This is a genomic window from Rhodoferax sp. (genome assembly GCF_039922535.1).
Classification (GTDB): domain Bacteria; phylum Pseudomonadota; class Gammaproteobacteria; order Burkholderiales; family Burkholderiaceae_C; genus Rhodoferax_B.
Genome location: NZ_JBDTEM010000205.1, coordinates 1 through 13,715, shown reverse-complemented (window position 1 = coordinate 13,715; position 13,715 = coordinate 1). Strand labels below are relative to the sequence as shown.

Annotated in this window: 14 protein-coding genes; 5 read left to right on the top strand and 9 right to left on the bottom strand. The window is 60.3% G+C overall.

Annotated elements, in window-relative coordinates; genetic code table 11:
- From gltA to ABI213_RS09720, 7 genes are all read right to left on the bottom strand, one after another.
- The coding region (gene gltA / locus ABI213_RS09750) for a citrate synthase (protein WP_348026890.1) at nucleotides 1-1,252 on the bottom strand (1,252 nt) is incomplete at its 3' end.
- 12 nt (nucleotides 1,253-1,264) lie between these two features.
- Complete coding sequence (locus ABI213_RS09745; protein ID WP_348005695.1) at nucleotides 1,265-1,588, bottom strand: succinate dehydrogenase assembly factor 2; 324 nt, start codon at nucleotides 1,586-1,588, stop codon at nucleotides 1,265-1,267.
- A 9-nt stretch (nucleotides 1,589-1,597) separates the two neighbouring features.
- Nucleotides 1,598-2,302 (bottom strand): succinate dehydrogenase iron-sulfur subunit, encoded by a 705-nt coding sequence (locus ABI213_RS09740; RefSeq protein WP_348005694.1) that lies wholly within the window; start codon nucleotides 2,300-2,302, stop codon nucleotides 1,598-1,600.
- A 29-nt stretch (nucleotides 2,303-2,331) separates the two neighbouring features.
- Nucleotides 2,332-4,140, bottom strand: a complete 1,809-nt coding sequence (gene sdhA / locus ABI213_RS09735) for a succinate dehydrogenase flavoprotein subunit (RefSeq protein ID WP_348026888.1) — start codon at nucleotides 4,138-4,140, stop codon at nucleotides 2,332-2,334.
- Nucleotides 4,141-4,178: 38 nt separating this feature from the next.
- Entirely contained in the window at nucleotides 4,179-4,547 is a 369-nt protein-coding gene (sdhD, locus tag ABI213_RS09730; protein ID WP_348005692.1) for a succinate dehydrogenase, hydrophobic membrane anchor protein, read from the bottom strand.
- 21 nt (nucleotides 4,548-4,568) lie between these two features.
- A complete protein-coding gene (gene sdhC, locus ABI213_RS09725; RefSeq protein WP_348005691.1) occupies nucleotides 4,569-5,015 on the bottom strand; it encodes a succinate dehydrogenase, cytochrome b556 subunit in 447 nt (148 codons plus the stop codon).
- A 116-nt stretch (nucleotides 5,016-5,131) separates the two neighbouring features.
- Nucleotides 5,132-5,953: a GntR family transcriptional regulator gene (locus ABI213_RS09720; RefSeq protein ID WP_348005690.1), complete on the bottom strand. Its 822-nt coding sequence runs from the start codon at nucleotides 5,951-5,953 to the stop codon at nucleotides 5,132-5,134.
- 186 nt (nucleotides 5,954-6,139) lie between these two features.
- On the opposite strand from ABI213_RS09720, the gene ABI213_RS09715 reads away from it, so the two are divergent.
- The 5 genes from ABI213_RS09715 to ABI213_RS09695 all read left to right on the top strand — a co-directional run bounded on the left by ABI213_RS09715 (nucleotide 6,140) and on the right by ABI213_RS09695 (nucleotide 12,241).
- Nucleotides 6,140-7,126, top strand: a complete 987-nt coding sequence (locus ABI213_RS09715) for a malate dehydrogenase (RefSeq protein WP_348005689.1) — start codon at nucleotides 6,140-6,142, stop codon at nucleotides 7,124-7,126.
- A 6-nt stretch (nucleotides 7,127-7,132) separates the two neighbouring features.
- Entirely contained in the window at nucleotides 7,133-8,143 is a 1,011-nt protein-coding gene (locus ABI213_RS09710; protein ID WP_348005688.1) for an aldolase/citrate lyase family protein, read from the top strand.
- Complete coding sequence (locus ABI213_RS09705; RefSeq protein ID WP_348005687.1) at nucleotides 8,140-8,730, top strand: hypothetical protein; 591 nt, start codon at nucleotides 8,140-8,142, stop codon at nucleotides 8,728-8,730. The genes ABI213_RS09710 and ABI213_RS09705 overlap by 4 nt, the downstream gene beginning before the upstream one ends.
- Before the next feature lie 45 nt (nucleotides 8,731-8,775).
- Nucleotides 8,776-11,379, top strand: coding sequence for a bifunctional aconitate hydratase 2/2-methylisocitrate dehydratase (gene acnB / locus ABI213_RS09700; protein ID WP_348026886.1), 2,604 nt, complete (start codon nucleotides 8,776-8,778; stop codon nucleotides 11,377-11,379).
- 211 nt (nucleotides 11,380-11,590) lie between these two features.
- The gene (locus ABI213_RS09695; RefSeq protein WP_348026884.1) at nucleotides 11,591-12,241 is read left to right on the top strand and encodes an OmpA family protein; all 651 of its coding nucleotides are present in this window, start codon (nucleotides 11,591-11,593) and stop codon (nucleotides 12,239-12,241) included.
- A gap of 62 nt (nucleotides 12,242-12,303) precedes the next feature.
- On the opposite strand, the gene ABI213_RS09690 is transcribed toward ABI213_RS09695, so the two are convergent.
- Nucleotides 12,304-12,606: an antibiotic biosynthesis monooxygenase family protein gene (locus ABI213_RS09690; RefSeq protein WP_348026882.1), complete on the bottom strand. Its 303-nt coding sequence runs from the start codon at nucleotides 12,604-12,606 to the stop codon at nucleotides 12,304-12,306.
- 18 nt (nucleotides 12,607-12,624) lie between these two features.
- Nucleotides 12,625-13,715: PhoH family protein (locus ABI213_RS09685; protein ID WP_348026880.1), on the bottom strand; the 1,091-nt coding region annotated here is incomplete at its 5' end.

The window sequence follows — 13,715 nt, the reverse complement described above, 5'->3', positions numbered from 1 at the left end:
GGCGGCCGATCTTGTACTCGGGGTCGCCAATCATTTCGTTCAATTGGGCGATCCAGCCGGAGGTGCGGGCCAGCGCAAACACGGCGGTGAACAGCGGCGTGGGGATGCCGATGGCGCGCTGCACGATGCCGGAGTAGAAGTCTACGTTCGGGTAGAGCTTGCGCGAGACGAAGTAGTCGTCTTCCAGGGCGATCTTTTCCAGCGCCATGGCCAGCTTGAACAGCGGATCGTTTTCCAGGCCCAGCTCGGCCAGCACTTCCTTGCAGGTCTCTTGCATGAGCTTGGCGCGTGGGTCGTAGTTTTTGTACACGCGGTGGCCAAAACCCATCAGCTTGACGCCGGAGTTCTTGTCCTTGACCTTTTCCATGAACTCGCCGACCTTGGCCACACCGCCCATCTTTTGGATGTCGGTCAGCATGTTCAGGCAGGCTTCGTTGGCGCCACCGTGGGCCGGGCCCCAGAGGCAGGCCACGCCCGCAGCAATCGCCGCAAACGGGTTGGTTCCCGACGAGCCGCACAGGCGCACGGTAGAGGTGGAGGCGTTTTGCTCGTGGTCGGCGTGCAGGGTGAAGATGCGGTCCAGGGCGCGTTCCAGCACCGGGCTGACCACATATTCTTCGCACGGCGTGGCGAACATCATGTGCAAGAAGTTGCCCGCGTAGCTCAGGTTGTTCTTCGGGTACATGTAGGGCTGACCGATGGTGTACTTGTAGGCCATGGCCACCAGCGTCGGCATCTTGGCGATCAGGCGGATCGCCGAGATTTCGCGGTGTGCCGGGTTGGTGATGTCGGTACTGTCGTGGTAGAAGGCCGAAAGAGCACCCACCAAGCCGGTCATGATGGCCATCGGATGGGCATCACGGCGGAAACCGCGCAAGAAAAACTGCATCTGTTCGTTGACCATGGTGTGGTTGGTCACGAGCTTGGTGAAGTCGCTCTTTTGGGTGGCGTTGGGCAGCTCACCGTACAGCAGCAGGTGGCAGGTTTCCATGAAGTCGCAGTTGGTGGCCAACTGCTCGATGGGGTAGCCACGGTAGAGCAGTTCGCCCTTGTCGCCGTCGATGTAGGTGATGGCGGACTGGCACGACGCGGTGGACAAAAAGCCTGGGTCGTAGGTGAACATGCCGGTTTGGGCGTAGAGCTTGCGAATATCCACGACATCCGGCCCCACGTTGCCCTGGTACACCGGTAGTTCTACACTGGGGCTGCCGTTACTAAACGACAGAGTGGCTTTGTTATCTGCTAACTTCATTTCATTGCCCTTTCAGCGGTTTCTCAACATAGTCAAAACTTCGTGCACGTCACTGCGGTCCAACGCGGGTTCGACCTCAGCAAGCGGTTTCCGTGCCAGGTGCAGGTCCAGCAAATCGTTGTCACTTAAATCCATTAGATCCAACATGGCTTGCCCCTGGCTGACGGTCAGCGTGTCGGCAAACTTTTGGAAGAAGCGGTCGATGTACAAGTCGTTTTCCAGCAAACCCCGGCGGCAGCGCCAGCGCAGTTTGCTCAAAGCCCGCTCACCGAGCAAGTCCGAGCCGACCCGCACGGTAGGTGCAGCCGGTTCGGTAGAAGGAGAAAGTGGTTGCACCAACAGCCCTTAGATGGCGCGACGCACCATCAGCTCTTTGATCTTGCCGATGGCCTTGGTGGGGTTCAGGCCCTTGGGGCAGACATCCACGCAGTTCATGATGGTGTGGCAGCGGAACAGGCGGTACGGGTCTTCCAGGTTGTCCAGGCGGGCGGCGGTGCTGTCGTCACGGCTGTCGGCGATGAAGCGGTAGGCTTGCAGCAGACCGGCGGGGCCGACAAACTTGTCCGGGTTCCACCAGAAGCTGGGGCAGCTGGTGGAGCAGCTGGCACACAGAATGCACTCGTACAGGCCGTTGAGCTCATCGCGCTCTTCGGGACTTTGCAGGCGTTCACGCTCGGGAGGCAGGCTCTCGTTCACCAGGTAGGGTTTGATCGAGTTGTACTGCTTGAAGAAGTCGGTCATGTCCACGATCAGATCGCGGATCACGGGCAGGCCGGGCAGCGGCTTGAGCACGATGGTGCCGGGCAGCGTCAGCATGTTGGTCAGGCAGGCCAGACCGTTTTTGCCGTTGATGTTCATCGCGTCCGAGCCGCACACGCCTTCGCGGCAGGAGCGGCGGAACGACAGGGTGGGGTCTTGGGCTTTGAGCTTGATCAGCGCGTCCAGCAGCATGCGTTCGTGGCCGTCGAGTTCGATCTCGATGGTCTGCATGTACGGCTTGGCATCGGTGTCCGGGTCGTAGCGGTAGATCTGGAAGGTGCGTTTGGTCATGGGGTTTCCTAATCGTGCGGTAAGGTGGTTTAGAACGTGCGCACTTTGGGTGGGATGCTGTCTACCGTCAGGGGCTTGAGGTTGACGGGCTTGTAGCTCAGGCGGTTGTCGGCGCTGTACCACAGGGTGTGTTTCATCCACTCCTTGTCGTTACGGCCCAGCGGAAATTCTGCGTGGTCGGCCGGGTGTTCGTAGTCGTACACGGTGTGGGCACCGCGGCATTCACGGCGGGCAGCAGCCGAGACCATGGTGGCCTGGGCCACTTCGATCAGGTTGTCCACTTCCAAGGCTTCAATCCGGGCGGTGTTGAAGATCTTGGACTTGTCTTTCAGGGTGACGTTGGCCACGCGCTTGCGGATGGCGGCGATTTTTTCCACGCCTTCGTCCATGCTGACCTGGGTGCGGAACACACCGGCATGCAGCTGCATGGTGGTGCGGATTTCAGCGGCCACGTCCTGGCAGTAGCTGCCTTCGGTCGAGCTTTCCAGCTGGTTCAGGCGCTCCAGTGTGCGGTCGGCTGCGTCGGCAGGCAGAGGTTTGTGCTCTTTGTTCTTCTGGTTGAATTCGACGATGTGGCGGCCTGCGGCCTTGCCAAACACCAGCAAATCCAACAGCGAGTTGGTGCCCAGGCGGTTCGCGCCGTGCACGCTGACGCAGGCGCATTCGCCCACGGCGTACAAGCCGTTAACCACCGAGTTGTTGACTTCACCCTTTTGCTCCACCACCTGGCCGTGGATGTTGGTCGGCACGCCGCCCATCTGGTAATGGATGGTGGGCACCACGGGGATGGGTTCTTTGGTGATGTCGACGTTGGCGAAGTTCACGCCAATCTCGTACACGGAGGGCAGGCGCTTGTGGATGGTGTCGGCACCCAGATGGTCCAATTTCAGCAGAATGTAGTCCTTGTTGGGACCACAGCCACGGCCTTCCTTGATTTCCTGGTCCATGCAGCGCGACACGAAGTCGCGTGGGGCCAAGTCTTTCATGGTGGGCGCATAGCGCTCCATGAAGCGCTCGCCATTGCTGTTGAGCAAAATCGCGCCTTCGCCGCGGCAGCCTTCGGTCAGCAACACGCCCGCACCGGCCACGCCGGTGGGGTGGAATTGCCAGAACTCCATGTCTTGCAAGGCAATGCCAGCACGTGCCGCCATGCCCAGGCCGTCGCCGGTGTTGATGAAGGCGTTGGTGGACGCATCGAAAATACGGCCAGCGCCGCCGGTGGCCAGCAGCACAGTCTTGGCTTGCAGGATGTGCAGGTCACCGGTTTCCATTTCCAGCGCGGTCACGCCGACCACATCGCCGGCTTCGTCGCGGATCAGGTCCAGTGCCATCCATTCGACAAAGAAGTTGGTCTTGGCCTTGACGTTTTGCTGGTACAGGGTGTGCAGCATGGCGTGGCCGGTACGGTCGGCCGCCGCGCAAGCGCGTTGCACCGGTTTTTCACCGTAGTTGGCAGTGTGGCCGCCGAACGGGCGTTGGTAAATCGTGCCGTCGGGGTTGCGGTCGAACGGCATGCCGAAGTGCTCCAGTTCGTAGACCACCTTGGGGGCTTCGCGGCACATGAACTCGATGGCATCTTGGTCGCCAAGCCAGTCGGATCCTTTGATGGTGTCGTAGAAGTGGTAATGCCAGTTGTCTTCGCTCATGTTGCCCAACGACGCGCTCACGCCACCCTGTGCGGCCACGGTATGGCTGCGGGTGGGGAACACTTTGGACAGCGAGGCCACGTTCAGGCCGGCTTTGGACAGTTCGAGGGCCGCGCGCATGCCCGAGCCACCGGCTCCGACGATCACGACATCAAATTTACGCTTAGAAATGTGGGCTTTGGTATAGGTCATTTTTATGTTGCTTTTGTCGAATGTGCTTTAACGTGAAGTTAGAGGCGCCAGAGGACCTGGATGGCCCAGCCAGCACAGCCGACCAGCCAAACCATCGTGAAAATTTGCAGCAGCAGACGCAGCCAAACCATGGAGGTCACGTAGTCCATCCAGATGTCGCGCATGCCGACCCAGACGTGGTAGAGCAGGGCGATGATGACCGAGAAGGTGACAATCTTCATCCACTGTGCGGCAAAGATGCCGGCCCACAGGTCGTAGCCGATGGGGCCTTTGGACAGCAGCAGCTGGGCCAACACCACCACCGTGAACAAGGCCATGATGCCCGCCGTGACGCGCTGCGCCAACCAGTCGCGCAAGCCGTAATGTGCGCCGACCACGACGCGCTTGGATCCGTAATTTACCGACATGTTGAATTGCTCCGGGGGAATTTAGTACAGGCCGAACAGCTTGGCTGCCAGCACGATGGTCAGGCCGATGCTGAGCGCCAGGGTGAATTTGGCCGAAGAAGCGCCGAATTCCTTGGTCACTGCGTCGTGGCTGGTATCCATCCACAAGTGTCGCAGGCCTGCAATAAAGTGGTGCAAATAGGCCCAAATAAGTGCCAAGGCAACCAGCTTAAAGAAGAAGCCGGGGACAAAACCTGCACCATGGTTGAACACATTTTTGAACTTGGCAAACGAAATCTCGCTGGAAACCGAGGTGTCGAACATCCAGATAATGAAGGGCATCAGCAAAAACATGATGAAACCACTGATGCGGTGCAGGATGGACACCCAGGCCGCCGGGGCCATGCGGTAGGTGGGCAGGTCTTTTAGCGCATGGATGTTGCGAAATTCGGGCCGTTTGGGGCGGGCGGTGGAGGCAATCTCTGTCATAGGTGCGCTTTCAAAGTGTGTAACGGCGTTGTAATTTTTTAAAATCCGGCTTGCAAAATTCTATTGCAATGCAGCATAAGGAAATAAGTCACAGCAAAATTGGCCCCAACTATGGTTCAACTAAGTTCGTTGTGATAGTGGTGCGTCAAGGTGGTATACAGCCCTCGGCGCAGCTCCATGGGTACGTCGTTGTAGGTGTAGGCCACGCGTTCCACGCTCAATAATGGTGCGGTGGCAGCGACCTTGAGCAGGCGGGCCTGCTCGGCATCGGGGTGCACGGCGCGGATTTTTTCGTCGGCCCTTACCATGTGCACGTTGAATTCGCTTTCAAACAGGGCGTACATCGCACCCTGGTAGTCCGCCAGGCGTTCAGCCGTCAGGCCTTTGAAGGGGCCGCCGGGCAGCCACAGATCTTCCAGAATCGTCGGCACAAACACGCCGTTGAGCCCGCTCTCCTGGAACGACAGCACGCGGCGCACCTGCAAAACGGCATCGCCGGGCCGCAAAGCCAGGGCGCGGGCCACATCGGCACTGGCGCGCTGGCGTTTACAGTCGATGATGTCGCGCTGGGCCGGGCCTTCATCGGTGGCATTGCCCACATCGGGTTTGAGCTTCAAAAACCGGTAAGGCATGTGCTGGGCGGCGTGGGTGGCCACGAATGTACCCTTGCCCTGGCGGCGCACCAGCAGGTTGTCGGCGGCCAGTGCGTCAATCGCCTTGCGCACCGTGCCTTGGCTGACCCGAAAGCGCGCGGCCAGGTCCATTTCGCTGGGAATCGCTTCACTGGGCTTCCATTCACCCGCTTGCAGGCTTTGCAAAATCAGGCCTTTGATCTGCTGGTACAGCGGGCTGAAGGCCGGTGTCGTCGATGCGGCAGCCGCGCCGGACTCGACGCTGGCAAGTAAGGAGTCAACAGTGGAAGGTGCAATGTGGGCCATGGATAAATCGTAAAAACAACATCAAAAGCTACATCTTGAAACTAATCGAATCATATCTTATATAAGACATAAGACAAATTGGCGCGTACGGGTTTTCGAGAGTAAACTCTGCGCTGATTTCCAGTGCCCAGGCCCAGGCTTGGCACATGTCAACCTCCTTTTTCACAACTTTCTGGAGTTTTTCCCATGAGCAAGAAGCCTGTTCGCGTTGCTGTTACCGGCGCCGCTGGTCAAATTGGTTACGCCATTCTGTTCCGTATCGCCTCCGGCGAAATGCTAGGCAAAGACCAGCCGGTGATTCTGCAATTGCTGGAAGTCCCCATGGAAAAGCCCCAGCAAGCCCTGCAAGGCGTGATGATGGAACTGCAAGACTGCGCCTTCCCGCTGCTGGTGGGCATGGAAGCCCATGGCGACCCGATGACCGCTTTCAAAGATGTGGACTACGCACTGCTGATCGGTTCGCGCCCCCGTGGCCCGGGCATGGAACGCGCCGAGTTGCTGGCCGTGAATGCTGAAATCTTCACCGCCCAAGGCAAGGCCCTGAACGCTGTGGCCAGCCGCAACGTCAAGGTGCTGGTGGTCGGTAACCCCGCCAACACCAATGCCTACATCGCCATGAAGAGCGCGCCGGATCTGCCACGCAAGAACTTCACCGCTATGCTGCGCCTGGACCACAACCGTGCGCTGAGCCAGATTGCTGCCAAGACCGGCAAGGCTGTGGCCGATATCGAAAAACTCACTGTCTGGGGCAACCACTCGCCCACGATGTACGCCGACTACCGTTTCGCCACCATCAACGGCGAAAGCGTCAAGGCCATGATCAACGACCAGGAATGGAATGCCAACACGTTCTTGCCCACCGTGGGCAAGCGTGGCGCGGCTATCATCGCGGCACGCGGCGTGTCCTCCGCTGCTTCGGCGGCCAACGCCGCCATCGACCACATGCGCGACTGGGCGTTGGGCACCAACGGCAAGTGGGTCACCATGGGCATCCCATCGGACGGCCAGTACGGCATTCCCAAGGACGTGATGTTCGGCTTTGCCGTGACCTGCGAAGGCGGCGAATACAAGCTGGTCGAAGGCCTGGAAGTCGATGCATTCAGCCAAGAGCGCATTAACACCACGCTGAAAGAGTTGCAAGACGAGCAAGCTGGCGTCGCCCACCTCCTCTAAGCCAACATGCAGCATCCACGCCACGTTCTGCTGGGTGCCCAGGCTGCGCAGGTGTTCCTGCCGGTCTGCGACCACTACAGCGGCGTGGAAGCACGGATGCGCAAAAGCCTGCAATTGCAGGCCGAGATGACCGAAGAGTTCGGGGCCTGCGTATTCGACGTGACGCTGGACTGTGAAGACGGCGCGCCCGTCGGTGGCGAGGCCGAGCATGCCGCCATGGTGGTGGCATTAGCGTTGGCCGCCCCGCCTGAGGCGCGCGTGGCCGTGCGGGTCCACGCGGTAGACCACCCGGCTTTCGAGCAGGACATGGCCGTGATTGGTGCCCAGGCGGGCCACCGGCTGACCCACATCATGGTGCCCAAGATCGAATCGGTGCGCGACATTATTCAGGTCGAAAAAGCACTCCAGCGCGCGTCTGCTCTGCATCTACCGCTACATGTTTTGATTGAATCGCCTGCCGCCGTGCAGCGCGCATTCGAAATCGCCGCGCAGCCACGCGTGCAGTCCCTGAGCTTTGGGCTGATGGATTTTGTGTCCAGCCACGGCGGGGCCATTCCGGGCGATGCCATGGGCGTGGATGGCCAATTTGCCCACCCGCTGGTGGTGCGTGCCAAGCTTGAGATCGCCTCCGCCTGCCATGCCCACGGCAAGGTGCCGTCACACTGCGTAGTGACCGAGTTCGCCGACACCCAGGCCATGCAGGCGGCAGCCGAGCGTGCGGCCCGGACCCTGGGCTTTACCCGCATGTGGAGCATCCACCCGAGCCAGATACGGCCTATCCTGGCCGCATTTGCGCCGGGTGAGGCCGAGATCGATGCCGCCGCCCGCATCATCAGTGCCGCGGTAGCCGCCCGCTGGGCTCCGATTTCTTTTGCCGGTCAGTTGCACGATCGTGCCAGCTACCGCTATTTTTGGCAGGTGCTGGAGCGCGCCCACCAGACCGGGCGTGCCTTGCCGTTCGAGATGGCGGCGTATTTCAAGCCCTCTGCTCCCATCCTTACCACTGAAACTGTATGAAACTGATCCTCTCTGTTGCCCTGTTGGCACTGGCCCCTGCGTTTGTTTTGGCTCAGGACCTACCCAAAAAACCGGTCAAGGCTACTGCGAAAGCGGCTCACAAGCCCACCAGCAGCCGCATCCAGCTCAAAACTGCCGCCAAAAATGTGGCTGCGGGTATCGAAGCCGCCGAAGCTGCCCTGACCCCCGCCGAGATGGCGATTGCCGAACGCGTCCAAGTCGGCAGCGTGCCTTGCGAATTCGGCACCACCGTCACGCTGGTGGCCGATGCCAAATACCCCGGCTACTTCAACGTCCAGGTCAAAAACCTCAAATACCGCATGTTCCCGGTGGAAACCAGTACTGGAGCCATCCGCCTGGAAGACCAGAAAGCTGGAGCCGTGTGGCTGCAGCTGGGCAATAAATCGATGCTGATGAACCAAAAACTGGGCCAGCGCCTGGCCGACGAATGCATGAGTCCCCAGCAGGTCGCTGTGGCAGAGTCACTCAAGCTGCACCCGGCACAAAGCGTGCTTAATGCCCCTGCTCCGCTGCCTGCGCAGGCCATATCCCAGCCCGTTTTGCAACCCGAAGTTGCTGCCAAATAAAAATCTTCCGTCTGCCCCCACGATTATTTGAACCAGGAGAAAACCATGTTGCAAGCCTATGCCGCCCATGTTGCCGAGCGCGCCGCCCTCGGCATTCCCCCGCTCCCCTTGTCTGCCAAGCAGACCGGTGAGCTGATCGAACTGCTGAAAAACCCGCCCGCAGGCGAAGAAGCCAATCTGCTCAACCTGATCACCCACCGCATCCCCGCAGGCGTGGACGATGCCGCCAAGGTCAAGGCCAGCTACCTGGCCGCCGTGGCCCACGGCACCGAAAAATGCCCCCTGCTGACGCGTGAAAAAGCCACCGAACTCCTGGGCACCATGCTGGGCGGCTACAACATCAGCCCGATGATCGATCTGCTGGACGACTCCGCCGCCACGGTGGCTGCGGCAGCCGCCGAGGGTTTGAAGAAAACCCTGCTGATGTTCGACCAATTCCATGACGTGCAGGAAAAAGCCGAAAAAGGCAATGCCTACGCCAAGGCCGTGCTGCAAAGCTGGGCCGATGCCGAGTGGTTCACCAGTCGCCCCGAAGTGCCTAAGAGCATCACCGTCAGTATTTTCAAGGTGGCTGGCGAAATCAACACCGATGACCTGTCGCCCGCACCCGACGCCTGGAGCCGCCCCGACATTCCGTTGCACGCCCTGGCGATGCACAAGAACGCCCGTCCTGGCGTGACGCCCGAAGAAGACGGCAAGCGCGGCCCGGTGAAGTTCCTGGAAGACCTGCGCGCCAAGGGCAACCTGGTGGCCTATGTGGGCGACGTGGTTGGCACCGGCTCCAGCCGCAAGTCGGCCACCAACTCGGTGCTGTGGTTCACCGGCGAAGACATTCCCTTCGTGCCGAACAAGCGTTTTGGTGGCGTCTGCCTGGGCTCCAAGATTGCTCCGATTTTCTACAACACCATGGAAGACTCCGGCGCGCTGCCGATCGAGTTGGACGTGAGCCAAATGGCCATGGGCGATGTGGTCGAGCTGTTGCCCTACGAAGGCAAGGCGCTGAAAGACGGCAAGGTGATTGCCGAGTTCACGCTGAAGAGCGAAGTGCTGTTCGACGAAGTGCGCGCCGGTGGACGTATTCCGCTGATCATTGGCCGTGGTCTGACCGCCAAGGCGCGTGAAGCGCTGGGTCTGCCCGTCAGCACCTTGTTCCGCCTGCCGCAAAACCCGGTCGACACCAAGAAGGGCTTCACGTTGGCCCAGAAGATGGTTGGCCGCGCCTGCGGTCTGCCTGCGGGCCAAGGCGTGCGCCCTGGCACCTACTGCGAACCCAAGATGACGTCCGTTGGCTCGCAAGACACCACCGGCCCGATGACCCGCGACGAGCTGAAAGACCTGGCCTGCCTGGGCTTCAGTGCCGACCTGGTAATGCAATCCTTCTGCCACACGGCCGCTTACCCCAAGCCCGTGGACGTGAAGATGAACCACGAACTGCCTGACTTCATGAGCACCCGTGGCGGCGTGCCTTTGCGTCCGGGCGACGGCATCATCCACAGCTGGCTGAACCGCATGCTGTTGCCCGATACCGTCGGCACTGGCGGCGACAGCCACACACGTTTCCCTATCGGTATCAGCTTCCCAGCGGGCTCCGGTCTGGTGGCGTTTGGCGCGGCCACCGGCGTGATGCCTTTGGACATGCCCGAGAGCGTGCTGGTGCGTTTCAAAGGCGAAATGCAGCCCGGCATCACTCTACGTGATCTGGTGAATGCGATTCCGCTGTACGCCATCAAGGCGGGTTTGCTGACGGTGGCCAAGCAAGGCAAGAAGAACATCTTCTCGGGCCGCATTCTGGAAATCGAAGGCTTGCCGAATTTGAAAGTGGAACAGGCCTTTGAGCTGAGCGATGCGTCGGCCGAGCGTTCCGCTGGCGGCTGCACCGTGCACCTGAACAAAGAGCCGATCATCGAGTACATCAATAGCAACATCACCATGCTGAAGTGGATGATTGCCACCGGTTACTCTGACGTGCGCACTATCAACCGCCGCATCAAGGCGATGGAAGCCTGGCTGGCGAATCCCGAGCTGATGCACGGCGATGCCGATGCCGACTACGCTGCCGTGATCGAGATCGACCTGGCCGACATCCACGAGCCTATCGTGGCCTGCCCGAACGATCCGGACGATGTGAAGACGCTGGCCGAAGTGGCGGGCAACGTGATCGAAGAAGTCTTCATCGGTTCCTGCATGACCAATATCGGCCACTTCCGTGCCGCCTCCAAGCTGCTGGAAAACAAGCGCGACATCCCCGTCAAGCTGTGGATGGCACCGCCCACCAAGATGGATGCCAAGCAGTTGTCCGAAGAGGGCCATTACGGCGTGCTGGGCAGTGCGGGTGCGCGCATGGAAATGCCCGGTTGCAGCCTGTGCATGGGCAACCAGGCGCAGGTGAAAGAGGGCGCTACGGTGTTCTCAACCTCCACCCGCAACTTTCCGAACCGCCTGGGTAAGAACAGCAATGTGTACCTGGGCTCGGCCGAGCTGGCTGCCATTTGCTCGAAGCTGGGCCGTATCCCCACCAAGGCCGAATACATGGCCGACATGGGCGTACTCAACAAGGACAGCGAGAAGATTTACCAGTACCTGAACTTCGACAAGGTCAAGGACTACACCGACTTGGCCGACACGGTGAAAGACACCGCCGCCGCCTGACCTCCCGAATGCCGGAGGGCCGCTGCCCTCTGGTTTCGCACAACGGCCTCTAGTTATTTTCTTAATAGCTGGAGGCCGTTGCTACATCAGCACAAGCTGCCGATTTTTTATAAATCTGGATTGTGGGGATATTGCTGAACTTGTAACCTTTTCAGGGTACAAACGTTATGGTGTCTGGCTTGCTCTTGAGCCCATTTCTAAGGAGACCCGAATGACAAACAGTAACTACATCCCCCGCAAGACCGTCCTCGTGGCTACCGCCCTGGCATTGGCCCTGGGCGGTTGCGCCAACATGAGCGAGACGCAAAAGGGCACGGCGACCGGCGCAGGCATTGGCGCGTTGGCCGGTGTGATCATTGGCGACAGCAAGGGCGGTGCGGCCATCGGTGCCGGGCTCGGCGCGCTGGGCGGCTACGTGTGGTCCAAGCACATGCAAGACAAAAAAGCGGCGATGGAACAGGCTACGGCAGGTACCGGCGTAGCGGTGACCCAAACGGCGGACAACCAGCTTAAACTGAATATTCCCAGCGACATCTCGTTTGACACCGGCCGCGCCGACATCAAGCCCAGCCTGCGCCCCATCCTGGACCAGTTTGCCAGCGGCTTGCAAAACCAGCCCAACACCGAGGTGCGCATCATCGGCCACACCGATAGCACCGGCAGCGATGCCATCAACGAACCTCTGTCGCTCGACCGCGCCGATAGCGCGCGCGACTACCTGGCTGCCCGTGGCGTGGAAATGCGCCGCATCATCGTGGCGGGCCGGGGCTCACGCGAACCCGTGGCTGACAACACCAGCGATGCCGGACGTGCCCGCAACCGCCGGGTCGAAATCTTTTTAGCCGAACGCGCAACGAATTAAATCATCTAAAAAAAAGCCCGTGGAACCAATGGGTTCCACGGGCTTTTTTTGCGTCTGCCGGATCAATGCGACTGGGTGACCAGTTCGAAGTGTTCCACCACGGGTGGGCTGGCGAAGAAAGGTCCCACGATGCCGCGCCATTCGGCAAATGCCGGGGTTTCGCGGAAGCCGACGTTGTGGGCCTCGATGGAGGTCCAGAAGATTTGCAGCACGTAGCGCTCGGGGCTTTCTACGCCTTTGTTGACCTTGTAACCCGTGCAGCCTGCGTTCTTGCTGATGACGGTTTCCAGGCCCCGCGTGATGGCCTCGTCAAAAGCGGCCTGTTCGCCAGGGCGGATGCGGATGTCGGCAATTTCCAGAATCATGGTGTGTCTCAGTTGGGGTTACAGGACTTCGCTGGCGAAGTCCGCGAGGCGCGAGCGTTCACCGCGCGCCAGCATGATGTGGCCGCTGTGGGGCCAGCCTTTGAACTTGTCCACGGCGAATGTGAGGCCTGAGGAGCCTTCGGTCAGGTAGGGCGTGTCGATCTGCTGCAGGTTGCCCATGCAAATGATCTTGGTGCCGGGGCCTGCGCGGGTGATCAGTGTTTTCATCTGCTTGGGCGTTAAATTTTGCGCCTCGTCGATGATCACGTACTTGTTCAGGAAGGTGCGGCCACGCATGAAGTTCATGCTCTTGATCTTGATGCGCGAACGGATCAATTCATTGGTGGCTGAGCGGCCCCATTCACCGGCGCTGGTCTCGGTCTTGGCCAGCACTTCCAGGTTGTCGTCCAACGCGCCCATCCAGGGGCCCATCTTTTCTTCCTCGGTGCCGGGCAGGAAACCGATGTCTTCACCGACGCTGACCGTGGCCCGCGTCATGATGATTTCGGTGTAGCGGCGCTCGTCCAGCACCTGGGTCAGGCCGGCGGCCAGGGCCATCAGGGTTTTGCCGGTGCCCGCGTTGCCTGTCAGGGTGACGAAATCGACTTCGGGGTCGAGCAGCAGGTTCATCGCGAAGTTCTGTTCGCGGTTGCGGGTGGTTACGCCCCAGACGGCGTGCTTGAGGTGGTTGTAGTCCTTCAGCGTCTTTAGCACGGCGGTCTTGGCGCGGATTTCGGTGACGCGGGCGTACAGATTCGGCTCGCCGGGCGACTCGAAGTAGACAAACTGGTTGACCATCATCTCGGGCACGATGGGGCCGGAGATGCGGTAGAAGGTGTACAGGCCTTGCTGCCAGCTTTCCACGGTTTTGCCGTGCTTGGTCCAGAAGTCGGCCGGCAGGGCCAGTGCGCCGGAGTACAAAAACTCGCCGTCGTCCAGCGCCTTGTCGCTCTGGTAGTCCTCCGCGGCCAGGCCCAGGGCCCGGGCCTTGACGCGCATATTGATGTCTTTGGACACCAGCACCACTTCGCGGCCTGGGTGCAGGGGGCGCAGCGCCTCGACCACGCCCAGGATCTGGTTGTCGGCCTTGCCCTGGGGCAGGCTGCTGG